This window comes from Burkholderia sp. MSMB2157WGS (genome assembly GCF_001532755.1).
Classification (GTDB): Bacteria; Pseudomonadota; Gammaproteobacteria; order Burkholderiales; family Burkholderiaceae; genus Burkholderia.
In genome coordinates, this window is sequence record NZ_LPJG01000030.1 from 1,372,617 (window position 1) to 1,395,661 (window position 23,045).

Here is a 23,045-nt window from a genome sequence, read left to right on the forward strand (position 1 = left end):
ACGCGTCGGTTATCGACGAGGCGGCACGACTGCACGCTCCATGAGTACTCAGCTTGACTGTCGCGCCGACGCGGTGCCGGCAAGCCACTCCGGAAAACTCCCCGCGATACGCTCGCGCCGCGCATCATCATGCCAGACCCGAATCACTTGACCGGTGACGCCGCCTTCAGCGGGATCGAGGTCGACACACAAATGATTGCCGCTGCCGTCATGGGTGAACGGAATCCACTTCAGGTTGTACCAGTCGTCGGCGATGCCGGGATCCGGCTCCGATGTCATGCCGTCAAAATCGCCGCCGTCCACGAGACCTTTCCAGATGCGCCATTGCGCGAGGATCTCGTGCACGCTCAGCAGCGCATCGCTTCCGGAAAACGCATCGCCCAATGCTGCTTGGCCATTGTGAATGCGCAGACTGTCGACGAGAACGTCGGGCAGCGTCGTACCCAGCGCGACCTGCAAGGCATCGATGTCATCCTCGGACGCCGGTCCGTTGAGCCCGCCCGGCAAGCGTGACTCATCGGCGGCGAATGCTGCGTCGATCCGCTGCCATGTTTCGCGAAGGTCGATAGTGCGTGCGTCGTCGATCGCGTGGGCGGCCACGCGGGTGTCGACCGCCGGCAACGCTTGTTCGGCTCCCTCGGCGGATGTCGCCGTGACATGGCGCGGCGGCTCGCTGGCAAGGCCGCGATCGAGACGCAGGAACAGCACGGACGAACCTGCCGCCATCGGATAGTCCGCCGCGGGGATCGCGACGAGCACATCGGCATGGACGACACCACCGATCGACCCGTCATCTTCGGCCGGCAGCAGGCGAACGACCGGGTTACCATCGACGCCGCGGTGCAGATTGCCCCATCGCATCGCGTTCAGTCGAGCATCGCGCTCGACGCTGTGGTCAATGATGCCGGCTTCCCAATGGGGCCCCGGTGTTGCGGCGTGCTCGAGCAAATCGAGCACGCGCGGCATGATCGCGTGCATCAGCATAGCGACCGCATTCGTGTGGCCCGGCAGGTTGATCAGCGTGGCCTGATCGTAGCTGATCATGACCGTCATCCCGCTCTGCGTACCGTCCGGCCGCGTGAACGTGAGCGTGGTTTTCTTCGGCAGCGAGCGATCGTCGCTGCGTCCGAAGTTGAAACGATCCGCCGGTGTTTGCTGGATCTCGACGGTCGCGTCGTCGCGCGAATACACCGGTTGCGCATTCAGTCCGACATCCCGGAAGGGCGGCTTGGCAGGCAATCCGGCTCCGACGATCAGGTCATAACGTTGCGCGAGCTCGGCGAGCTTCTTCCTGAATGCGTACTCGTTCTGTTGCACCTCGAGCGGCGACAGCGCCATGTCCGGAGGCTCGATGTATTCGACCGAGTGGACTTCGTATCCCCAGCGCTGCAGTACCGCACGGATATACGGTCCGCTCGTGTCGGGCCGCTGCCAGCGTTCGCGAGCAATTCCGGGCGCGCGCTGTTCATATCCGACGATCACCACGCCGATGCGCGGCCGTTTGGTAACCTCGATATCGCGAACGCCTGCCGCTATCAGCGCGATCCGCCGTTCGGCCGTTATCCGGCTGCCCTTGGGCAGGAGCAGACTGCCTTGTCGATATTCGCTGCCGGGAGCGATGACGTGTTGCCCGGCGGATAGCGGCGCGTGCAACAGCAGGAAAGACCGGGCGCCGCGATGCGTAATTTCAACGTTGCCTTTCGGGACGACGGTGTCGGCGTTTTCCGGCAGTGCGAAATACGGAGGAACATCGACCGCACACCGCGCGCCGATTGCGCGAGCCGCCGGACTGCCCGCTGGCGAAGCCAGTGCGCGTCGGCTGAACTCGAAATCGAGTTCGGCGGGCGCACTATGCGTCGCGTGTACGGTATCGGATGCGCGCAATGCATAGCCTTCGATCGCAGCGAGCGGAACGGGCGGGACATTCTCCAGCGCGAAAACGTCGGCCGCCGTCACGCGCGTCAGCGCATCCTCCACCGCCACCGTCTCGGATTGCATCGCGCCCGGCACGACGCGTCGACAGCGTTCATAGGGCTGGTTGAGCCAGAAAGGGAAATTCTCGTGATCGCTCATGTGGTGAATGTTTTCATGCCGCGGTTTGGGGTCACCCGCGAACCGCGGCAACGGTACGGTTTTCCTTTTCCCCAGCGGCTCAACGTTTTGCGGCAGGCTGCTGAGATCCGACGTCGACGTAGAAATTCTCTTGGTCGAGCACGCGCTGGTTCAAATAGAAATTGCCGAGAAAAGCGCCCGCGCGTCGATTATCGCTGGCATCGATACGCTTGACCGATACTTCCGGGTCACTCGATGCACCCTGCTCGGTCGACGCAAAAGGATACTCGTCGCAATCGCAATCGGTCGGCGTTTCGTCCGGATCGCCGGTGAACGTGCACTGACCGTTAACCGAGCCGTATTTCGCAACGCATTGCTTCTTGGATGCATCCCGATTGTCGCGCCGAAGCGTTGCGTCGCGCGTGCGTGTCAGCGGCCGGGACTCCCAAGTATCGGGAAAAATCGTGCCGTCTCCCTTCAGCACGAACTTGCCGGGCCGCCCGGCCGCTTGCGCTTCGCGAATATGGATCGCCGATTCATCGACGTCGGGATTCGTGGCGACGATGGCACGGAGAACCGCCGGTGCGTCCGCGTAGACACATCCTTGCGAGTTGCTCTTGACGAGCGCGACGTCGCATCGAATGTCGGGAATATAACCCACACCCGCGTACGGACTCACGCTTGCTCCGTTCTCGAACGAGTCCCCCGACTTCGCGACCCGATACTCGAGGGTCGGACTGAACCTGAGCGGGTTATTGGCTCCCATGTTCGGCGTAACCATCACCGATATCTCGTTGGACAATCCGCCGAGGGCAAGCGGCACGCCGGCATTGGGCGCAACCGTGCAATCCGATCCGCATTCGACGACGGGCTTGATCATCAGGCCGCCCGGATTGCCGGAAATGACGCGGGTGCGAAATCGGAACTTCAATGGCCACGCAAGCTGATTCGACGGATTGTCGGAATACGCATAGGCCTCGATAGCCACTCGCCCGATTTCATTGTTTTGATTGTCCTTCGCGACATATTCGAGCGGGACCGTTTTCTGGCAATAACTGCTTCGACTCAATAGCGAGTCCCTGGTCGGTTCGGTCCGGACTGTCGTGCAAATGGGAGAAACATCCGTCGCACTTTCCGCATGAGCCGGCATCGCCGTCGCAAGCACAATCGCACCGGCAAAAAGCATTCGATGAATCACATCCCCTCCTGATTATTTCATTAATCGAAATGACCGATTTCACTGCAAGTCAATTTAAATTAACATTTAAATGAAATGCAACTGTCAATTTCGTCAGGAGGGTGTAAATTATCGACGCGACTAGATATTCATTGTTTTAATTTTATAAATATAATTACCCATAAAATCACAAAAACGAATTTTTAATGTCACGCCGACTAAATCGATCCCGTCCGCGAAGCCCATGTCGCATAGTCGAATCCGTACGCGACGCAACCGACCTCGGCATGCCGAATAATTGAACGCCACCGCCGTCAAGTGGCGGTAGCTGTCCGCCTCCGACTGTTCTCGGCCCGTCACGCTTCATCTGGTATGCCGCCGGCGCCACAGCCCTACGGATGCAAAGTCTCGCCCCGCTCGAGCATGTCGATGAATTCCGCGATCTTTCGCGCCCGTGTTTCCGGCTTCTTCGCGTTCTGTATCCGAAACAGGATCGCATAGCGATTACGGCTGTTCAGCGTCGAAAAAAACTTCCCGGCTTTCGGATTGGCGTCCAAAGCCGCCTGCAAGTCGTCCGGCACGGTCGAGTTGCTGGCCGACGTATAGGCCGCCTCCCAGCGGCCGTCCTTCCTCGCCTTTTCGATTTCGTCCATGCCGGCCGGCCGCATTCTTCCTGCGGCGATCAGCTTTTCGGCCTTGCCCTTGTTGAGCTTGGACCAGATGCTTTTCGCCGAGCGCGGGGTGAAACGCTGCAACCAGTATTGCTCGCTCTCGGCCTTCTTTTGGCCATCGATCCAGCCGTGGCAGAGGGCGCTTTCCACCGCCTCTTCGTAGGTGACGGTTCGCTGCCCCGCGCCTTTTTTCGCGAGCCGCAGCCATGCGCCGGTCGACGCGCCGCCGTTTTTTTCCAGCCAGCTTTCCCATTCGGCTTGACTGGCAAACGTCAGCGCGCCTTCGGTCATGTCACGCTCCTGAATGGTCGGGTTTTCAACGATCCGGAAGCCGCCGCTCGACGAACGCGCGGCGGCCACCGGTGCAACCCGCTCCGCACGATCGCGTCAAAGAATCCGGTTCAACGCATCGGCAAACCGCTTCACCGCGCCATCGACATCGTGCAGCTTGTCGAGACCGAACAACCCGAGCCGGAACGTCTTGAAGTCCTCCGGCTCGTCGCATTGCAACGGCACGCCCGCCGCGATCTGCAAACCGACATCGGCGAATTTCTTTCCGGTGCGAATACCGTCATCGTCCGTGTAGCTCACCACGACGCCCGGCGCCTCGAATCCTGCCGCGGCCACGCTCCTGAACCCCTTCTCCGTCAGCAGCGCACGAATGCGCTCGCCGAGCTCGAGCTGTTCCGCCTTCACCTTGTCGAAACCGTACGCATCGGTTTCCTTCATCACGTCGCGCAGCGTCGTGAGGCTGTCCGTGGGCATCGTCGCGTGATACGCGAACCCGCCGCCCTCGTACGCTTCCATGATCTGCAGCCACTTGCGCAGATCGCACGCGAAGCTGGTGCTGGTCGTCGCATCGATGCGCTCGCGCGCGAGCGGGCTCAACATGACCATCGCGCAACACGGCGATGCGCTCCAGCCCTTTTGCGGCGCGCTGATCAGGATGTCGACGCCGCTCGCCTGCATGTCGACCCACACGGTGCCCGACGCGATGCAATCCAGCACGAACATGCCGCCGACCGCATGCACGGCATCGGCCACCGCGCGCAGGTACGCATCGGGCAGCATCATGCCGGACGCGGTTTCGACGTGCGGCGCGAACACGAGATCGGGTTTGTTTTCCTTGATCGCGGCGACCACTTCGTCGATCGGCGCCGGCGCATAGGCGGCCTGCCTGCCGGCTTCGACCGGACGCGCCTTCAGCACCGTCGTTTCGGACGGGATGCTGCCCATGTCGAAAATCTGCGACCAGCGGAAGCTGAACCAGCCGTTGCGGATGACGAGGCACTTCTTGTTCGTCGCGAACTGTCGCGCCACGGCTTCCATGCCGAACGTGCCGCTGCCCGGGACGATCGCGACCGACTTCGCGTTGTAGACTTTTTTCAGCGTGGCGGAGATGTCGCGCATGACGCCCTGGAAGCGCTGCGACATATGATTGACCGAGCGATCGGTGTACACCACCGAATATTCGAGGAGCCCCTCGCGGTCAACATCGGGAAGTAAACCTGGCATGCTCGCCTCCGGTGAAAGATGAACGATGGAATCGGGACAAGCCGCGTCTTCGATTCGATACTGCTCTGCACCAATGCAAATGCGTCATTGCCTCGACGAAAACTGATTCTAACGAACGCCGCCGGCCGATTGGCGCATATTTTGTCGGCTGCCGGGCCCGGTGTTCGTCGTCGCGAGCCCGCGCCGCCCACATCGCCCCGCTCCGCGTACGGGTTAACGACGCGTGCGCCAGGCATCCCATAACATGTCGAACGGTCCCTTCACGACGGAAATTTCGATGACCTCCTCTCCCGCATCGTCACTGCAGTCGTCAACCGATCCCGCGCTCGCCGAGCGCGTCGACGCGGTCCTGTCCCGCCAGCTCGACACGCAGCGCCTCGTCGGCGCGGTCGTCCTCGTCGCCCGCGACGGCGAACTCGTCTATCGCCGCGCGGCCGGGTTCGCGGACCGCGAATCGCGTACGCCGATGCGCGAGGACACGCTGTTCCGGCTCGCGTCGGTGACGAAGCCGATCGTCTCGGCGGCCGCGATGGCGCTCGTCGCGCAACGCAAGCTGTCGCTCGACGAGGACGTCACGCGCTGGCTGCCCGCGTTCCGTCCGGCACTCCCCGACGGCCGCGTGCCGACGATCACCGTGCGCCAGTTGCTCGTGCATACCGCCGGTCTCGACTATCGCTTCAACGAAACCGACGCAAACGGCCCCTACGCGCGCGCCGGCGTCTCCGACGGGCTCGATGGCGCATCGATCACGCTCGCCGAAAACCTGCGCCGGATCGCCAGCGTGCCGCTGCTGTTCGCACCCGGCACCCGCTGGAACTATTCGCTGTCGATCGACGTCGTCGGTGCGCTGATCGAGGCCGTCTGCGGCGTGCCGCTCGCCGACGCGGTCGATGCGCTCGTGCTGCGCCCGCTCGGCGCACGCGACACGGCCTTCGTCGCACGCGATCCCGCGCGGCTCGCCACGCCGTACGTCAACGACACGCCGCAGCCGCACCGGCTCGCCGAGAACGAGACGGTGCCCATCGTCGAAGGGCTCGTCGGCGTCACGTACTCGCCGTCGCGCGCGCTGAATGCACACGCGTTCCCATCGGGCGGCGCCGGGATGGTCGGCACCGCCGGCGACGTGCTGACGGTGCTGGACACGCTGCGTGCGGGCGGCGGCGCGATCCTGCCCGCCGAGCTCGTCGACGAGATGGGCCGCGTGCAAACCGGCGATTTCGAATTGCCGGACCTGCCGGGCGCGGGCTTCGGAATCGGCTTCTCGGTGCTGCACGACCCGCAGGCGGCCGCGTCGCCGGAATCCGTCGGCACCTGGCGCTGGGGCGGCGTCTACGGCCACTCGTGGTTCGTCGACCGCGCACGCGGGCTCACCGTCGTGTCGCTGTCGAACACCCTTTACGAAGGCATGAACGGGCAGTACACGCTCGATCTGCGGGACGCGATTTATGGCGTTCGGTAGCGAGCGGAATGGAAAAGGCCCGGCGAAGCCGGGCCCGTGTCGTTCCGCGCAGATCGATCGCTTCCTCGCGTCCAGCGCGGCGCATGACGTGTCGCGACATCCATGAATCGACGTCACGCCGCTTCCGGCCGACCGCATCGCTATCGTGACCTGGCAAGCATCACGTACAAGCCCAGGCCGGTATAAAGAATGAACAAGACCGCAACGACCGTACAGGCAACACGCCCGCCCCCGCGCAGACGCGTTACACCGAAATACATCAAGCCTGCTCCGACAAGCAGCCACAATGGCCAATAGCTGACACCCAGAATCAGCATCATGACCGGCCACGGTATATCGATGGCGATGTCGCTCATCCCGGCCCCCGTTGCTCGAGTAAAGATCGTGTGTCGAAACCTCCGCGATGTTGCCACATCCCGGCATCGGCGACATCGAGCACGGCGCGGCGCGCCGACCATGAAAAAAGGCCCGACGGAGTCGGGCCAACGGGTTTGAGACACAAGGAGAATCCCGCCCACCCCATACCGGGCGGTCACGCCGCGCTACACGACGTTCTTTTCGACGATCGGCCGGTTTTCGAGCACGCGCGCCCAGCCGAGCGACGACAGGTCGAGCGTGTCGTAACGCCCGCCCAGAATGAGTTCGCTGACGCCACGCCCGGTCGCCGGCCCTTGCTGCAGCCCGTGGCCGCTGTAGCCGTTCGCGAACACGACGTTGTCGAGTTCGGGGTGGTAGCCGATGATCGCGTTGTGATCGAACACGTTGTACTCGTAGTAACCGGACCAGCAATTCTCGACGCGCAGCGCCTCGAATTCCGGCACGCGGTGCGCGAGCGTCGGCCAGATCACGTCGTCGAACAGCGCGTGATCGACTTCGTCGAGCGGCAGGTCGTCCGGGTCGCGATCCGGGCTCGGCGACGTGCCGCAGATATACGTCCGCCCTTCCGGCCGGAAATACACGCCGGTCGGGTCGATCAGCAGCGGGCAATCGGCGAGCTTCGCCGGCGACGATACGTTGAAGATGCTGCGCCGCCGCGCATACACGGGAATGTCGATGCCCATCATCGACGACAGCGCGCGCGTCCACGCGCCGGCCGCGTTGACCAGCGTGTCGCATGCGTAGCGCTCGCCGTCGCCCGTCACGACATGCGCGATCCTGCGGCCGTCGCGCACGACGTCCTTCACGTCGGCGGCCACGTAGCGCGCGCCGAGCGCCTGCGCCTTCTTGCGCAGCGCCTGCACGAGCCCGTAGCCGTCGAACCAGCCTTCGCCGCTCACGCCGTACGCGCCCGACACGAGATCGTCGACGTTGAGCCACGGAAACTTCGCGCGCAGCGCGGCGCCGTCCATCAGCCGGATATCGGCGCCGAGGCGCGTCTGCAGCGCATGGTTCTCGCGCAGCGTCGCGTCGCCGGCCGGCGTCGCGAGGAACAGGTAACCGCCTTCGTGCAGATCGATCGACGGCCGGTTGCCGTCCACTTCGAGCCGTTCGCCGATCGTGCGCAGGAAGTCGATGCCGAACAGCGACATCTCGATCGACAGCGGCGTGGAGAACTGCTGGCGAATCGACGCGGCCGACAGCGCCGACGACGATCTCGCATAGGTGGGATCGCGTTCGATGACGGTCACGGCGACCGTGGGATCGGTGGCGCGCAGGAAATACGCGATCGAGCTGCCGATCACACCACCGCCGACGATGACGACTTGAGAACTCACGACTGACTCCGGTTGCACGTAAAAGGCTTGGGGCCGCTCACGCTGATGACGGGCTTGGCGCCGGCCTCCGCCGGCCGGCCGCGCCCGTGGCTGGTTCGTGCCGCGCCTCGCGCGGCGTCGCGCGGGCAGGCTTCGTCGACGATCGCTCCGGCTATTTCAGCACGTCCGGCATCGCCGCGAAAGCCCGCTCGCCCGTGTTGCGTTCAGTCCGCCGATTTCGTCGTGACGGGCTGCCACGCGGCGTTCTTCACTTCATACAGCGTCGAGCTCGGGCTCTTCAGGTCGCCCGTGTTCGTGAATGCGATCGTGCCTGTGATGCCGTCATAGCGCGTGCCCTTCAGCGCACCGTTGAAATCGGCCGGCTTCGTCGAGTTCGCCTTCTGCATCGCGTTGATCGCGATCCACGTCGCGTCGTACGCGAACGGCGCATACGCGAGCATGTCGACGCCGTACTTCTGCTTGAATTTCGTTTCGAACAGCTTGCCCTTCGCGAGACGCGACAGCGGCTGCCCGTACTCCCACACCGCCGCGCCTTCGGCCGCGTTACCGGCCAGCCGGATGAAGTTCGCGTTCATCACGCCGCCGCCCGCGAGGAACTGCGCGCGAATGCCGAGCTGGCGCATGCGCTTCACGAGCATCGCGGCCTGCGCGTCGAGGCCGCCGAAGAACACGAGGTCGGCATTCGTGCTCTTGATCTTCGTGAGCTGCGCGCTGAAGTCGACGGCCTTGTCGTTCGTGAATTCGCGCGCGACGATCGTGCCGCCGTTCGCCTTCACGGCCTTCTCGAACTCGTCGGCTTCGCCCTGGCCGAACGCGGTGCGATCGTCGATGATCGCGATGCGCTTCGCCTTCGTCACGCTCGCCGCATACGCACCGGCGTTGCCGGCGTTCTGCGTGTCGGTCGCGATCACGCGGTACACGGTATCGAGCCCGGCGCGCGTGATGTCGGGATTGGTCGCCGACGGCGTGATCATCGGAATGCCGGCCTTCGCGTAGATCTTCGACGCGGGCAGCGTCGTGCCCGAATTGAAGTGGCCGATCACGACGGCCACCTGCGCGTCGGCGAGCTGCTGCGCGGCCTGCACGCCGGTGCGCGGATCGCTCTGGTCGTCCTGCGACGCGATGACGAATTTCACCGGCTTGCCGCCGACGGTCGTGTGCGCGGCATTCGCTTCGTCGACCGCCATGCGCACGCCGTTCTCGATGTCCTTGCCGTATGCGGCGCCGCCGCCCGTGAGCGGGCCGGCCACGCCGACCTTGACGATCGTCTCCTGCGCCTGGGCCGCGCCCGTCTGGAACGCGAGAAGCGCGGCGGTCAGCGCAACGCCGGAAAGCGAACGAATGCGGAACGTCATGGCAGTCCTTCTTCTGGGGGTCGGGATGCAACGCGCGAGGGTCGCGCGCCGGCAACCTCCTGCGCGCCGGTGATGCGTTTGCGTGCCAGGGCGCGTGCCACGCGCCAATCCGGGCGGACGATTACCGCGGCTCCGTCTCCGAAGAGCCTTTCATCGCGTAAGAGGTGAAGGGATTGTGGGTAGCCAATACCCGTGCAGCAAACGAAATATCGGAACTATGTTGTGAGGATTTGTCATCAAGTTCCGTAGTCGCGGCCGATCCACGGCCCGCGCGTCGGTGGACCGTGCAGGGAAGCCTTCCATGGCGAAGGGCGGCCGCGCCGCTGGATCAAGGTCGGCCATGGTCATGCAGGCAACGCATCATCGTTGCGACGCGGGCCCGGCCGGCCTTCGCGACGCTGGCAAGGCGCCGCGTCATCGATCAGTGCCGGTCGGTGCCCTTGTGGCTGCGCGCCGCGTCGGCGGCCTCGCCGGCCTTTTCCTGAAGCTTGCCGGCCTGCTGTTCGGCCACGCCTTCCGCTTCGGTCTCGCGGTCGCCCGTCACCTTGCCGAGTGCTTCCTTGACCGAACCCTTGACCTGTTTGAGCTTGCCCTCGATGCGATTCCTGTCCATGGTCGTCTCCTGCGATGGTTGAGGAAAGCCGGCGATGCCGCGCCCCTGCGCGGCGCCGCCGAGTGGACAGGATCGCAAGCCGGCGCCGCGGGCGGCAGATGCGGATGCACCAGTGCGCCTGGTGCATTCGTACCGCCGCGGTCAGTCCTTGCCCTTCGCACCGCCCTTGTCGCCGCGCGCGCCGTTCGCCTCAGCCGCGCCGACGATCCCGCGCTCGCGCGCCCAGACGATCGCCTCGCCGCGGCTATGCACGTCGAGCTTCGCGTAGATCGTCGCGACGTGATTGCGCACGGTGTTCGGCGCAAGCCCGAGGCGGCCGGCGATCTCCTTGTCGGCCAGGCCGTGGCACAGCAGGTCGAACACGTCGCGCTCGCGCGCGGTCAGGTCGGACAGCTGCGCGCCCGCATCCGGCGCATTCGCGCGCCGCACGTTCGCGAGCTTCTCGATCAGCGTGCGGCTGAACCACGACGCATCCTGCATCGCGGTCTCGATCGCATAGACGAGCTCCATCTCGGTCCGCTTGCGGTCGCTGATGTCGAGCAGCGCGACGAGCAGGCAGTCGCGCCCGTGGATCGCGACGGGGTCCGCCGACACGACGCAATCGCGCACGTCGCCGTCGCGCGTGCGGATCTGCACGTCGGCGTTGCGCACGTTGCCGTCGCGCGCGAGCCGACCTTCGACGCGCGACCACACGCCGCGCTCGGCCCACAGCCCGATCTCGTCGGCGGACTTGCCGAGCAGGTCGCCTTGCGCGTGGCCCGTCAGCGCGGCAAACGCGTCGTTCACGTCGAGCAGCTCGAAACGGTCGGCCGTGACGATCGCGGTCGCGACCGGCGCCATCCGGAATGCCGTCGCGAAGCGCTCCTCGCTTTGCATCAGCGCGCGCTCGGCCTGCTTGCGCGGCTCGAGATCCATGAACGTGAACAGCATGCACGCCTCGCCGTTCATGTCGATCGGCTGCCCGGCGACGACCACCGCCTTGGTGTTGCCGTCGGCAAGCTTCAGCACGGCTTCCATCTGCGGGATCGTCGCGCCTTCGCCGAGCCGCTCGATCGCGAGCTCGCGCCGCTCGGCCTGTTCGAGCACGTCGATCTCGTACACCGAACGGCCGAGCACGTCGTCGCGCGCGTACCCCGTCATGTCGAGAAAGCCCTGGTTGACCTTCACGTAGCGCAAGTCGTCGAGCCGGCAGATCACGGCCGGCGCCGGATTCGCGTTGAAGGTGCGCTCGAAGCGCTCCTCGGCGCTCGCCCATTCGGTCGCGTCGTGCAGCACGAGCGCGAGGCAATCGGGTGCGCCGGCCGCGTTCGTCAGCACCAGGCTGCGGATGCGGTGAACCCAGCTCACCGACTCGTCGGCCGCCGATTCGACCTCGACCGTCACGTCGCTGAACTCCTCGCCGGCGATCACGCGATCCATCGGATAGTGGCCGTCGCGCACCGGATGGTTGTTCCGGTAGCGCAGCCGGAATCGCTCGCGGTATTCGGTGACGTCCGCGCCGAGCGCCTTCAGCTCGGTCACACCGTGCATCGCGAGCGCGGCCTCGTTCGCCCAGACGATCCGCTGGTCGGGCTCGATCAGGATCACGCCCTCGGTGAGCCCGGCGATGATCTGGTGCAGTTGACGCCGGTCGGTATGCGACTTGAGCGCCTGTTCGTCTACTTGTTCGTTCATCGAATCGTTGTCCCTGTCGTCGATACGGGCGTCGGCCGAGCGCCCGTTGCGGTGGCACGCCCCGGCCGGCGCGTGCGGCGATGATCGCCTGCCGCGCAACGGCCCGACAGGCGCGGATGCACTATCTCGAATAGTACATTCGCACGCCGCTCGCGATCGTGCGGTGCCCCGCCGAACGTCGCGGCGCGGCCCGCGCACCCGTCCGGCGGCGTTGCGCGGGACATGGTGCACGCGCGTGCTCCACCGCTGCGTTCCGTCCCCGGTGCAAACGCACTAGCCGATCAGGTGAATTTGCGCGATGTCCGCTCGCGTTCGCGCCGGTACGCTGGTACTGCATCGGCGCTCCATGCGCTGCCCTTTCATACCGCAGAGGAGGACATCTGGATGAAACTGCATCAGACACCCGATCCGACGCGGCCCGAACCGCCCCCGGACAATCCGCCCGAACCGGCGCCCGGCACCGACCCGCCGGTACCGCTGCCGCCCGACGTGCCGCGGCCCGACATGCCGCCGCGCGAGCCCGGCTACGACACGCCGATCGCCCGCTGAGGCCCGGCAACGCGCGGGAACGATCCGTGCTCACCCGTTGCTTCACTCGCCAATCGAAGGAGAACATCAATGAACAAGACCTCGCACCTTTCGACACTGCTCGCCGTCAGCGCGGCGTTCCTGCTTTCCGCTGCCCCGCTCACGAACGCGCACGCCCAGGCCTCGTCGACCGACAGCGGCATGGCGACCGAATCGAGCCAGCCGGTGACCGACACATGGATCACGACCAAGGTGAAGAGTGAACTCGCGACCACCGATGGCGTGAAGAGCACCGACATCAGCGTGAAGACGGTGGACGGCGTCGTCACGCTCACGGGCGTGTTGCCGACGAAGGTCGCCGTGAAGAAGGCCGTCGCCGTGACGCGCGCCATCAAGGGCGTGAAGCACGTCGACGCATCGGGCCTGAAGGCGAAGGCCTGAACTATCACGCGGCCGCGTGCCGCACTTTTCTCCCCTTACGAAAGGAGCACACCATGAACGAAGACAAGATCAAGGGCCAGTGGAAGCAGCTCACGGGCAAGCTGAAGGCCAAGTGGGGCAAGCTGACCGACGACGATCTCGCGGTCGCGGAAGGCAATCGCGATTATCTGGCCGGCAAGATCCAGGAGCGTTACGGCATTGCCCGCGACGAAGCCGAGAAGCAGTTGAAGGAATTCGACCGCGAGCTGTAACGCGCCAGTCGTCTCACCCCGCCGCGACGCACGCCGCGTCGCGGCCACGAGGAGGACAACGACATGGGCAAATATCTGATCGCATGGCTGCTCGGCGTGCCGATCGGGCTGCTGGTGCTGTTTTATCTGGTCACGCACCTCTTCTGACGCACGCGACGCCCCGTCGACGAACGAAAAACGGGCCGACGGCTGAAACCAGCCGCCGGCCCGTCTGCTTTTGCATGCGGCGCGCGACGCGTCGCGCTTACTTCGCCGCGTTCGCCGTCATCTTGAAGATGCCCTGTGCGTTGCCCGCGTCGAAGCGCAGGTCGGTCACCCAGCGGCGCGCCGTCTGGTCGAACGTGCGCTTGCGCGTGATGAACTCGTAGAACGAACCCGGCACGTTGCGTTTCACCGTGCCGCCGTCGCGGGTGCGGAACTCGCGTTCGACGGTATCCGCGCGATAGGCGGTCTGGAACACGCGGCCCGAGCGCGAGCGTTCGACTTCCGGCTTCATCGGCCGACCCTTCGCCTTCTCGTCGTCGGCCAGCTTGAACACGTCGGCGACGCGGTCGGTCGCGTGGTTGAACGCGTTGCCTTCGGTCGCGATCCACGCCATTTCCGCCGATTCCATCAGCAGCGTTTCATAGTCGAGCTCGTTCGGCAGGTCGTGCTGGCGCGCGAACGCGCCGACGATTTCCGGCAGCAACGCGTGCGCGTCGTCCAGCGACAGCCAGCCTTCGCGCTCGACTTCCCACAGCAGCGCGACGGCCGCCGGCGACAACGGGTCGCGCGACGAGCTGACGACATTCGTCACGGCCTGCTGGAATTCCTTCGAGAAGCGCTCCGGATGCAGCTCGCTGACGAAGAACTGCGCGATTTCGTCCGGCGCGTCCTCATGCGCGTACGCCCGGCCAGTCATGCCGAGCTTGTCGAGCGGGTAACGGCCGTTCAGGCGGAAGCCGAGCGGACGCAGGATGCGCGTGAACGCGGCCTCGCCCGGCGGCAGCGCGCCCGTGTGCGGCCAGCGCACCGTGCGCAGCGCGCCGTGGTCGAAATAGACCGAACCGCCGCGCTCGATCGTGTCGGCCGTGTACGCGCGGCCGTTCGCCGAACGCTCGAGCAGCCCTTCGAACAGCGCCATGTTCATCGCCTGCGCGATTTCCGCGCGCGTCACGACGCCGTCTTCCCATTCTTCGAGGATGGCCGGCATGTTCAGGGTCGAGAACAGGGCGTCGGTCTTCGCCTGTCCCAGCAGCTTCGTCAGCAAGCTGTCGATATTCGGATTGCGCATCAGGATTCTCGTCTCGGGGGACCCGCCGGCAAACGTGCCGGCCATTCGTCGGCCGGCCGCCCTGCGGGCGCCTGGCCTTGCACGGGAAGCATTATTCAAAGGGTTGCAGCGGGGCGTAAAGCGAGATTAAATTGATACGTGATGAGTTTTTGGAATGATCAGCCGTTCTTCGCCTGCCTTTCGCCCTCGTGCGGCGGCCCTTTTTATCAGAGGAATTCAGGGTCCGTTTGGAGAGGGAACACACGTGCGCGTGCCCGACATCGCTCATCCCAAGGGGCGTCCTTAGGGCGCAGGGCAAGGAGCGAGGAACGCCGTTTGGTCGCGCCAGACAAGCGACGAGCGACGCCGCCCTACGGGAGATGTCGGGCATTCCCGTGGAATGATTTTTTAATTTCGGGTGCGTGCTCCCTATCCAGACAGACCCAGACATCATGCGCAAATTCAAGATCCCCAACATGGGCGCGCTCGTGGCTTTCGAAGCCGCCGCTCGCCACGAGAGCTTCACGCACGCGGCCAAGGAACTGTTCCTGACCGAAAGCGCGGTGTCGCGGCAGATCGCGACGCTGGAGGCGAGCCTCGGTGTGCGGCTGTTCGCGCGCGTGAAGCAGCGCGTCGTGCTGACGCGGGCCGGCAAGCTGTACGGCACGCAAGTACGGCGCGCGCTGGAAACGCTCGACCGCGACACGCTGTCGATCATCGCGCACGGCAGCGGCGGCGGTTACCTCGAGCTCGCGGTGCTGCCGACCTTCGCGTCGCACTGGCTGATCCCGCGCATCAAGAGCTTCTACGACCGCACGCCCGACGTGCGCGTGAACATGGGCAGCCGCACCGACCTGTTCTCGTTCGAGGACACGCACTTCGAAGCCGCGATCCACTACGGCAAGCCGACCTGGCCCGGCACGTCGTCCGACTACCTGTTCGGCGAGGAAGTCGTGCCGATCTGCTCGCCGGCGCTGCTGGACGGGCCGGTCGAGCGCGTCGAGGATCTGCTCGCGTATCCGCTGCTGCACTCGACGACGCGCCCCGGCGCATGGGCGCAGTGGTTCGAGACGCACGGCGTCGAGGACATCCGCACGATGCAGGGCGTGCGCTACGAACTGCATACGATGCTGATCAGCGCGGCCGCGGCCGGGCTCGGCGTCGCGCTCGTGCCGAAGTTCTTCGTCGAGGAACAGTTGCAGCAGCTCGGCCTCGTCGTGCCGTGCGATGCGGCAACCGTCGGCGATTCGGCGTACTACCTCGTGTATCCGACCGAGTTCAGCCACAGCAAGCCGCTGGAATCGTTCCGCAGCTGGCTGCTCGAACAGGCGAGCGCGTATGCGGCGCCCGAGCGCGACGCACCCGCCGCCGATGACGAAGAGGACGAGGACGTCGAGTAACGGCGCCGTCGCGCCGGCGTCATCGCGCGATGGCGCCGCAAGCATGCCGCGCCGGCGCGTCGGCCGCCACGACCTTCACCAGCCGCGCACGATCGGGCGTTTCCAGCCCCGGGCACGCCGTCTCCAGATCGCGGATCACGAGCGTCGCGCGCCCGTCGAACCGGCACACGCCGCGCGGTTGCGCGGCAGGCAGCCGCAGCCCGCGTCTCGCCTCGTGTTGATTCGTGAAAACGATCACGCCCGCGCGTTGCGAGCGATCGGGCAAGCGCCGCTCAGACGCGTCGTCCTCTTCGAACCATACGTCCGACCCGAGCGATTCGTCGCCGTAATCGAGCGCGTATTGCCCCGACAGCGTGATCGTCCGGTCGAGATGCGCCGCCCGGCAACCCGGCTCGGCATCCGCGGGGATCGTCTGCGCACCGGCCGCGAGCGGGCCGCACGCCAGCAACGATAAAAGCAGCGCGCGGGCGCGGCCGGTCATGCTGGACACATCGAGCACGGGGCGGATCATGGGCAGTCGGGTGCGGGTCGTCGTGACGAAGACCCGCATTGTCGCGCACCGCGTGCGTTACATGTGCCACTTCACCGTGGCGGTCAGCGTGCGCGGATCGCCCGGCATGTTGTACAGGTCCGCGTTGCCGTGCGCGGCGATGAAGTAGCGGCGATTGAACAGGTTGTCGAGCGTAAGCGTCACGTCGACCTTCTTGCTCCGATAGCCGGCGCCCAGGTTGAACACCGTGAACGACGGCAGCGTGACGAGATCGCTCGCCGACGTGTAGCGCGCCGACTGGAACTGCATGCCGGCCGCCGCATAGAAGCCGTACGGCAGCTCGCGCTTGAGCCACAGGCTCGCGCTGTGCCGCGGCATCAGCCCCGGCGTGTTGCTCGACACTGCGAGGCCGGCCGCCGTCGACTGCGCGGATCCGTCCACCGTGCCGTTCAGGTACGCGTAACCCGCATACACCGACCACTTCGGCGCGATCTCGCCGGTGAAGCCGAGTTCCATCCCGCGCACGTGCTGCGTGCCGATCGGCAGCGCATAGCCGGGATTCGCCGGGTCGCCGATCTGCTGGTTGGTCTGGCGCATGTCGAACAGCGCGACGCTGGCCGTGGCCTTGCCGCCGAGGTCGAAGCGCGAGCCGACCTCATACGCGGTGGTCTTCTGCGGCGCGAGCGCGGCGCCGTTCGAGAACGCGCCGGAGCTGATCAGCGTGTCGGCCAGCGGCGAGAACGACTGGCTGAACGATCCGTACAGCGTGAGCCAGTCGAGCGGTTCGTAGATCAGGCCGACGCGCGGGCTCCACGCATGATCGGTGCGCTCGAGATTGACGTTCGACGACGTGTAGTCGTGGCGGGTCTGGTTCAGGTAGTCGAAGCGCAGGCCCGCGAGCACCTTCCAGTGTTCGGTCAGCGAGATCAGATCCTGCGCGTAGACGCCCGCGAGCCCGACGACGGTCGACGCGTTCGTCTTCGCGCGCACGCCGGTCGGCACGCCGGGCAGCACGACCGGCTGCGGATCGAAGAGATCGTAGGTCGCGACCTTCGTCACGCCGTAGATCGTGTCGAACTTCTGCTGCTGCGACAGCTCGAGCCCGTACAGCAGCTCGTGACGCATGCCGAACAGCGACGTCTTCTGCGTGAGCTCGAACAGCCCGTCGATGCCGTGATCGGTGCGCTGGCGCGTCGACTGGTCGAGCGTGACGACCGGGTGCGCGGCCGTCTTGATCGGCTCGTACGTCACGTAGTTCTTCCGCTCGAGCGAGAAGTCGTACGCGCGGATCGCGCCGTGGAACGACAGCGAATCGTCGAAGCGGTGATCGAGCGACACCGTCGCGCTCTTCGCGGAGACGTCGTTGTAAGAACTGTTCCCCCCGTCGGCCGACCCGTAGTACGTGTTGATCGGCACGTCGACCGGCCGGCCGCGATACGCGGGCAGGCCCTGATCGGACGTGCGGCGGTCGTGCAGGTAGTCGAATTCGACGTTCAGCACCGTGTCGCGGTCGAGCTTGAACTGCGCGGACGGCGCGATCGCCTGCCGGTTGAGCTGGAACTGGTCGCGGAAGCTGTTCGAATTCTCGGCCGCGCCGGTCACGCGGAAGCGCGCCGCGTCGTTCGGGTTCCAGCCGAGGTCGAATTCGCCGCGCCGCTCGCCGCGCGTGCCGAGCGTCACGCCCACGTCGTTCACCGGCGTCGCCTGCGGCCGCTTCAGCACGCGGTTCACGATGCCGCCCGCCGAGCCGCGCCCGTACAGCACGGCCGCCGGCCCCTTCAGCACCTCGACACGCTCGACGTTCGACAGGTCGCGGTAGTACAGCGCATCGTCGCGAATGCCGTCGACGTACTGGTCCGTGATGCTGTTGAAGCCGCGGATCGTGATCTGGTCGCGCTGGCCGTCGCCGACCGAGAAGCCGACGCCCGGCACGTTGCGCAGTGCGTCCTGCAGCGACGTCGCGTTCTGATCCTCGATCACCGCGTGCGGCACGACGTTCACCGTCTGCGGCACGTCCATCAGCGACATGTCGGTCTTGGTCGCCGCGCGCGAATGGCCGCCGTCGTACGACGCATGCTCGGCGGCCGCGTTGACGGAAATCGCGGGCAGGGTCGCCGCGGTGTCGGCCGCCTGCGCAAACGAAGTGCGGGCGCCGGCCAGCGACGTGACGATCAGAAGCGCATGGCACGCGCTCGTGTTGAGTTTCATCGTGAACGTTCGTGAACGTAGAAGGTGGTGAAGAAAACGGCGAACGAGAACGCGCCGGCCCGCGCGCACATCGCGCGGCGAAGCGGCCAAGCCCTTTTCGCGAAAACGACGATGCGCGTGGAGGATCGCCCCGTCGCGCAGGCCGGGTGGCGAACGGCCGGCGCGGATCGCTGCCGGCCGGCGCCGCCGGCACGAAAAAAGCCGTGACATCCCGTCACGGCTCGTAATGCGGCGAAATAATAAACGAGAATGATTCGTGTTTTTAGTTAATTTTCACCGTGTCGCCTGTCCGCAACGCAAGCGCGCATGGCGCTCTGCATTTCTGACGAATACCTTTCTGTTTTGGGTCATCGAGTGGCTTGATTCGTAATGCAAACGAAAGATTAGAATCGGCCGCCTCATGCGGCAACGATCGATAACAGGCGGGAGTCGGGATACGACGACGGAGAAACTGGAGAGGATCACGAAGGATCGGGTCAAGCAGACGGGGTGGATGCAACGGTCCGGTGCGCGCCGGACCGGGCAACCCCGACCCGGCGCTCCGGGCAGCCGACCTCGTATCGGCAGCGCAGCGGATCTTCGTCCGTTCTTCACTACGTCTGCTCTCAGGCTCACTGCATTTTTTTCCTCGCCGCGCTGCGCCATTATCCGCTCAATTCGGCCCAAGTAAAACGTTTGCGCTTGCACCGCGGCCGTTATACCGGGGATTTGGACACATTCTTTCCGAATGCTTACGGTCATTGTGGCGCGCTTGCCCCCATGTTGCATTCGTTGCGGCGTTCCTTTTAAATGGAACTGGTTCCATTCGCTGAATCGACGCTATTCGCGCGTGACGTGCCGTCGCGGGCGCGTCATGATGCCGATTCAGGATCGAGGACCGTTCAGTTCAGGATTCGCATCGCCCGTCCTTCCCGGACACCCCGTCAAACGAGACCGTCATGCCCGATTCCGCCTCCCTGCAGCACCTGTTTCCCGCCTTACAGGACATCCCCGCCGAATTCCGGCTGGCTTCGCCGATTCACCAGCGCGTGTCGCTCGTCGACGGCGAACTGCGGCCGTGGGACGGCGCAACCAAGACCGTGCTGTCCCCGGTGTGCGTGCGCCAGGCGGACGGCAGCGTCGAGCAGATGGAAATCGGCAGCTATCCGGTGATGGGCGAGACGGAAAGCGACGCGGCGCTCGATGCCGCGGTGCGCGCGTACGACGCGGGCCGCGGCGAGTGGCCGACGATGAAGGTCGAGCAGCGCATTGCATGCATGCAGGACTTCATCAAGCGGATGGTTGCGCAGCGCGAGCTGGTCGTGAACCTGATCATGTGGGAGATCGGCAAGAGCCTCGCCGATTCGCAGAAGGAATTCGACCGCACCGTCACCTACATGACGCAGACGATCGATGCGCTGAAGGAGCTCGACAACGCGAACTCGCGCTTCGTGATCGCGGAAGGCACGATCGGCCAGATCCGCCGCACGCCGCTGGGCGTCGTGCTGTGCATGGGCCCGTACAACTATCCGTTGAACGAGACGTTCGCGACGCTGATTCCGGCGCTGCTGATGGGCAACACCGTGGTGTTCAAGCCGCCGCAGTACGGCACGCTGCTGTTCGAGCCGCTGCTCGAGGCGTTCCGCGACGCGTTCCCGAAGGGCGTGATCAACACGATCTACGCGCCGGGCGCGGTGGTCGTGCCGCACATGCTCGCGTCGGGCAAGATCAACGTGCTCGCGCTGATCGGGTCGAGCAAGGTGGCCGATCACCTGAAGAAGCAGCACCCGAAGTCGCACCGGCTGCGCGCGATCCTCGGCCTCGACGCGAAGAATGCGGCGATCGTGCTGCCCGACGCCGATCTCGACCTCACCGTGAAGGAGTGCCTGCTCGGCGCGCTGTCGTTCAACGGCCAGCGCTGTACCGCGCTGAAGATGCTGCTCGTGCATCGCTCGATCGTCGACGAATTCCTGAAGCGCTTCACCGCCGCGCTCGAACAGCTGAAGATCGGCATGCCGTGGGAAAAAGGCGTCAGCATCACGCCGCTGCCCGGCATGCATCGCACCGCGTACATGACCGACGCGATCGACGACGCGAAGGCGAAGGGCGCGCAGGTCGTCAATCGTTCGGGCGGGGAATTCAGCAAGACGCTGTTCTATCCGGCCGTCGTGTATCCGGTGTCCGAAGGGATGAAGCTGTACCGCGAGGAGCAATTCGGGCCGATCATTCCGGTCGCACCGTTCGACGACGTGGAAACCGCGCTCGACTACGTGACGACGTCGGATCACGGCCAGCAGGTCAGCATCTTCGGTTCCGATCCGGCGCAGATCGGCGCGCTCGTCGATCCGCTCGTGAACCAGGTGTGCCGAGTGAACATCAATTGCCAGTGCCAGCGCGGGCCCGACGTGTTCCCGTTCGCGGGACGCAAGGATTCGGCCGAAGGCACGCTGTCGGTGAGCGATGCGCTGCGCGCGTTCTCGATCCGCTCGATGGTCGCGGCGAAGCAGACCGACGGCAGCAAGCAACTGCTCGACTCGATCGTGTCGGATCACTACTCGAAGTTCATCAATACCGGCTTCATTTTCTGAAGCCGTCCCGGTCGATGCCTGGGCCCCCGTCGCACGCCGCTGCGGCGGGGCGCTTCCGGCATGCGTCGCGCTGCTAGACGTTCGTCGCCAGCAGCCGAATGCCCGCGACGCCGAACACCACGGCCAGGCACGCTTCCATCGCGCGACGGCCGCGCACGTACAGCCGCCGCGCACCGTCCATCGAGAACACCAGCGCATAGCCGCCGAACACCATGCAGCCGATCGCGAGGCAGCCCGGGACGACGGCGCCGTGCGCGCCGCCCGCGCCGTTCGACGACAGCGCGACGATCGACACCCACACGAGAATCGCCTTCGGATTGGTCAGGTGCAGCATCGCGCCGCGCACGTAGAAGCGCGACAGCCGCTGCTCGCGGGCCTCGCTCGCCGATGCCGCCGGCGGCCCCGACAGCGCCGTGCGCGCCGACTTGAACGCGAGCCACAGCAGGTACAGCCCGCCGAAGACCTTGATCGCGACCAGCAGCTTCGACCACGCGAGCAGCGCGGCCGATATGCCGAGCGCCGCGATCGTCGCCCAGAACATCGACCCCGAAATCACGCCAAGCGCGAACGCGAGCGCCGCCTTGCGGCCCTGGGTCGCGGCGACCGACATGATCGCGAGATTGCTCGGCCCGGGGCTGGCCGTGCCGATGAAATAGGCCGTGTAGGCAAGCAGCAGGTTGGCCGAGAAGAAGGTATGGGCGCTCATGTCGTATCTCGCGGGGACGATTCGGAGATTGTTGGCAAACCCGCGCCGTCTGCCCATGGACAATTGTGCGGCCGATCGCTGGGCCAGTTGGATGACCACGCAACCGATCGGCCGCCGCCGGACCGTCTCTGTTTTGAAACAACCGGCGTGCTCGCCGCCGGTCCGCGCGATGCGACAGCGCACGTTCCGCGCAGCCGTTTTCCGTCGGCGGACGCACGGCGGGCGCGGCCGGACCACGCGGCACGCGTCGTTCCGGCCGTTCGCCGGCGCAAACGCGCGACGCGCCCGAGGCCCGCGTTACGTTACATCCGTGAAGCATTTCGCGTCGTCACGCCGGGTCGGGCGCCCGACGCGGCGCACCTCGCGCCCGTAGACACCCTCCTCGACCGCCTGCGCGATCCAGTCCCGGCGGGACTCGCCGACCGACGGCGGAGCGCGGCTCAACATTGCTCAACAATCGTCCGGCGGCGCTGGTACGGAATCTGCATTCCGTTCGGGCAGAAGCCGCGCGCGGGGACCGCGCGGACATGAATCCACCCTCGGGCGCGTCCGCGGATACGCCCGTACGATACGCACACGCAACGAGGCTCTTCATGGATGCGCAGCCCAACTCGTCCGACTCGTCGTTCCAGCTCTTCCTCGCGAAGGTGCTCGAACAGCCGCTGCCCGACTGGACCGAAAAACAGCAGATGGAACTCGAGATGGCGCGCACGCTGTCGACGCAAATGGTCACGCTCGCCGAAGACATGCGCGGCCGCGCGCCCGATCTCGCGCGCTGCCTCGTGCTGCTCCGCTACGCGAAGGTGCTCGACTTCATGCTGACGTCGCTCGCCGCGCACCGCGACATTCATCCGCAGACGCTGCGCACGCTGTTTCGGCTCGCGAACCTGAAGGTCGACGACGCCTATCCGGTGTGAGCCGGCGCAACGGACCGCGCGTCGCGCACGGCCGTTGCGGCCACTCAACCCGCC

Annotated in this window: 20 protein-coding genes; 7 read left to right on the forward strand and 13 right to left on the reverse strand. The window is 65.5% G+C overall.

Annotation, left to right across the window (positions count from 1 at the left end):
• Nucleotides 1–48: 48 nt before the first annotated feature.
• The 4 genes from WT53_RS24630 to WT53_RS24645 all read right to left on the reverse strand — a co-directional run bounded on the left by WT53_RS24630 (nt 49) and on the right by WT53_RS24645 (nt 5,415).
• The gene (locus WT53_RS24630; protein WP_034205529.1) at nt 49–2,073 is read right to left on the reverse strand and encodes an SMI1/KNR4 family protein; all 2,025 of its coding nucleotides are present in this window, start codon (nt 2,071–2,073) and stop codon (nt 49–51) included.
• Between the two features lie 79 nt (nt 2,074–2,152).
• On the reverse strand, nt 2,153–3,250 hold the full coding sequence (locus WT53_RS24635) for a NucA/NucB deoxyribonuclease domain-containing protein (protein ID WP_257127865.1): 1,098 nt from the start codon (nt 3,248–3,250) through the stop codon (nt 2,153–2,155).
• A 371-nt stretch (nt 3,251–3,621) separates the two neighbouring features.
• On the reverse strand, nt 3,622–4,191 hold the full coding sequence (locus WT53_RS24640; RefSeq protein ID WP_034205531.1) for a YdeI family protein: 570 nt from the start codon (nt 4,189–4,191) through the stop codon (nt 3,622–3,624).
• 96 nt (nt 4,192–4,287) lie between these two features.
• A complete protein-coding gene (locus WT53_RS24645) occupies nt 4,288–5,415 on the reverse strand; it encodes an aminotransferase class V-fold PLP-dependent enzyme (protein WP_034205532.1) in 1,128 nt (375 codons plus the stop codon).
• 277 nt (nt 5,416–5,692) lie between these two features.
• Between WT53_RS24645 and WT53_RS24650 the strand changes: the two genes are divergently transcribed.
• On the forward strand, nt 5,693–6,874 hold the full coding sequence (locus tag WT53_RS24650) for a serine hydrolase (protein WP_034206255.1): 1,182 nt from the start codon (nt 5,693–5,695) through the stop codon (nt 6,872–6,874).
• A gap of 140 nt (nt 6,875–7,014) precedes the next feature.
• On the opposite strand, the gene WT53_RS24655 is transcribed toward WT53_RS24650, so the two are convergent.
• From WT53_RS24655 to WT53_RS24675, 5 genes are all read right to left on the reverse strand, one after another.
• Entirely contained in the window at nt 7,015–7,230 is a 216-nt protein-coding gene (locus WT53_RS24655; protein WP_034205533.1) for a hypothetical protein, read from the reverse strand.
• 186 nt (nt 7,231–7,416) lie between these two features.
• Entirely contained in the window at nt 7,417–8,589 is a 1,173-nt protein-coding gene (locus WT53_RS24660) for an FAD-binding oxidoreductase (protein ID WP_034205534.1), read from the reverse strand.
• Nucleotides 8,590–8,792: 203 nt separating this feature from the next.
• Complete coding sequence (locus WT53_RS24665; RefSeq protein ID WP_034205535.1) at nt 8,793–9,944, reverse strand: branched-chain amino acid ABC transporter substrate-binding protein; 1,152 nt, start codon at nt 9,942–9,944, stop codon at nt 8,793–8,795.
• 421 nt (nt 9,945–10,365) lie between these two features.
• Nucleotides 10,366–10,557, reverse strand: coding sequence for a CsbD family protein (locus WT53_RS24670; RefSeq protein ID WP_034205536.1), 192 nt, complete (start codon nt 10,555–10,557; stop codon nt 10,366–10,368).
• A 141-nt stretch (nt 10,558–10,698) separates the two neighbouring features.
• Nucleotides 10,699–12,231, reverse strand: a complete 1,533-nt coding sequence (locus WT53_RS24675; RefSeq protein ID WP_034205537.1) for a helix-turn-helix transcriptional regulator — start codon at nt 12,229–12,231, stop codon at nt 10,699–10,701.
• A gap of 384 nt (nt 12,232–12,615) precedes the next feature.
• Here WT53_RS24675 and WT53_RS33925 point away from each other — a divergent pair, with 384 nt between their 5' ends.
• From WT53_RS33925 to WT53_RS24685, 3 genes are all read left to right on the forward strand, one after another.
• Nucleotides 12,616–12,780: a hypothetical protein gene (locus WT53_RS33925; protein ID WP_179949047.1), complete on the forward strand. Its 165-nt coding sequence runs from the start codon at nt 12,616–12,618 to the stop codon at nt 12,778–12,780.
• 69 nt (nt 12,781–12,849) lie between these two features.
• Complete coding sequence (locus WT53_RS24680; RefSeq protein WP_034205538.1) at nt 12,850–13,200, forward strand: BON domain-containing protein; 351 nt, start codon at nt 12,850–12,852, stop codon at nt 13,198–13,200.
• 53 nt (nt 13,201–13,253) lie between these two features.
• A complete protein-coding gene (locus WT53_RS24685; protein ID WP_034205539.1) occupies nt 13,254–13,451 on the forward strand; it encodes a CsbD family protein in 198 nt (65 codons plus the stop codon).
• 244 nt (nt 13,452–13,695) lie between these two features.
• On the opposite strand, the gene WT53_RS24690 is transcribed toward WT53_RS24685, so the two are convergent.
• Nucleotides 13,696–14,724, reverse strand: a complete 1,029-nt coding sequence (locus WT53_RS24690; RefSeq protein WP_034205540.1) for a DUF1338 domain-containing protein — start codon at nt 14,722–14,724, stop codon at nt 13,696–13,698.
• 431 nt (nt 14,725–15,155) lie between these two features.
• Here WT53_RS24690 and WT53_RS24695 point away from each other — a divergent pair, with 431 nt between their 5' ends.
• Nucleotides 15,156–16,103 carry a LysR family transcriptional regulator gene (locus WT53_RS24695; protein ID WP_034205541.1) on the forward strand — a complete coding sequence of 316 codons (948 nt, stop codon included), beginning with the start codon at nt 15,156–15,158 and terminating at the stop codon, nt 16,101–16,103.
• A 19-nt stretch (nt 16,104–16,122) separates the two neighbouring features.
• Here WT53_RS24695 and WT53_RS24700 read toward each other — a convergent pair whose 3' ends face one another.
• Nucleotides 16,123–16,614, reverse strand: a complete 492-nt coding sequence (locus WT53_RS24700; RefSeq protein ID WP_230624828.1) for a hypothetical protein — start codon at nt 16,612–16,614, stop codon at nt 16,123–16,125.
• A 57-nt stretch (nt 16,615–16,671) separates the two neighbouring features.
• Nucleotides 16,672–18,801 carry a TonB-dependent siderophore receptor gene (locus tag WT53_RS24705; protein WP_034205542.1) on the reverse strand — a complete coding sequence of 710 codons (2,130 nt, stop codon included), beginning with the start codon at nt 18,799–18,801 and terminating at the stop codon, nt 16,672–16,674.
• A 938-nt stretch (nt 18,802–19,739) separates the two neighbouring features.
• Between WT53_RS24705 and WT53_RS24715 the strand changes: the two genes are divergently transcribed.
• Nucleotides 19,740–21,368, forward strand: coding sequence for an NADP-dependent glyceraldehyde-3-phosphate dehydrogenase (locus WT53_RS24715; protein WP_034205544.1), 1,629 nt, complete (start codon nt 19,740–19,742; stop codon nt 21,366–21,368).
• 73 nt (nt 21,369–21,441) lie between these two features.
• Here WT53_RS24715 and WT53_RS24720 read toward each other — a convergent pair whose 3' ends face one another.
• Nucleotides 21,442–22,074 carry a LysE family translocator gene (locus WT53_RS24720; protein WP_034205545.1) on the reverse strand — a complete coding sequence of 211 codons (633 nt, stop codon included), beginning with the start codon at nt 22,072–22,074 and terminating at the stop codon, nt 21,442–21,444.
• A gap of 593 nt (nt 22,075–22,667) precedes the next feature.
• Here WT53_RS24720 and WT53_RS24725 point away from each other — a divergent pair.
• Entirely contained in the window at nt 22,668–22,991 is a 324-nt protein-coding gene (locus tag WT53_RS24725) for a hypothetical protein (protein WP_034205546.1), read from the forward strand.
• Nucleotides 22,992–23,045 lie beyond the last annotated feature (54 nt).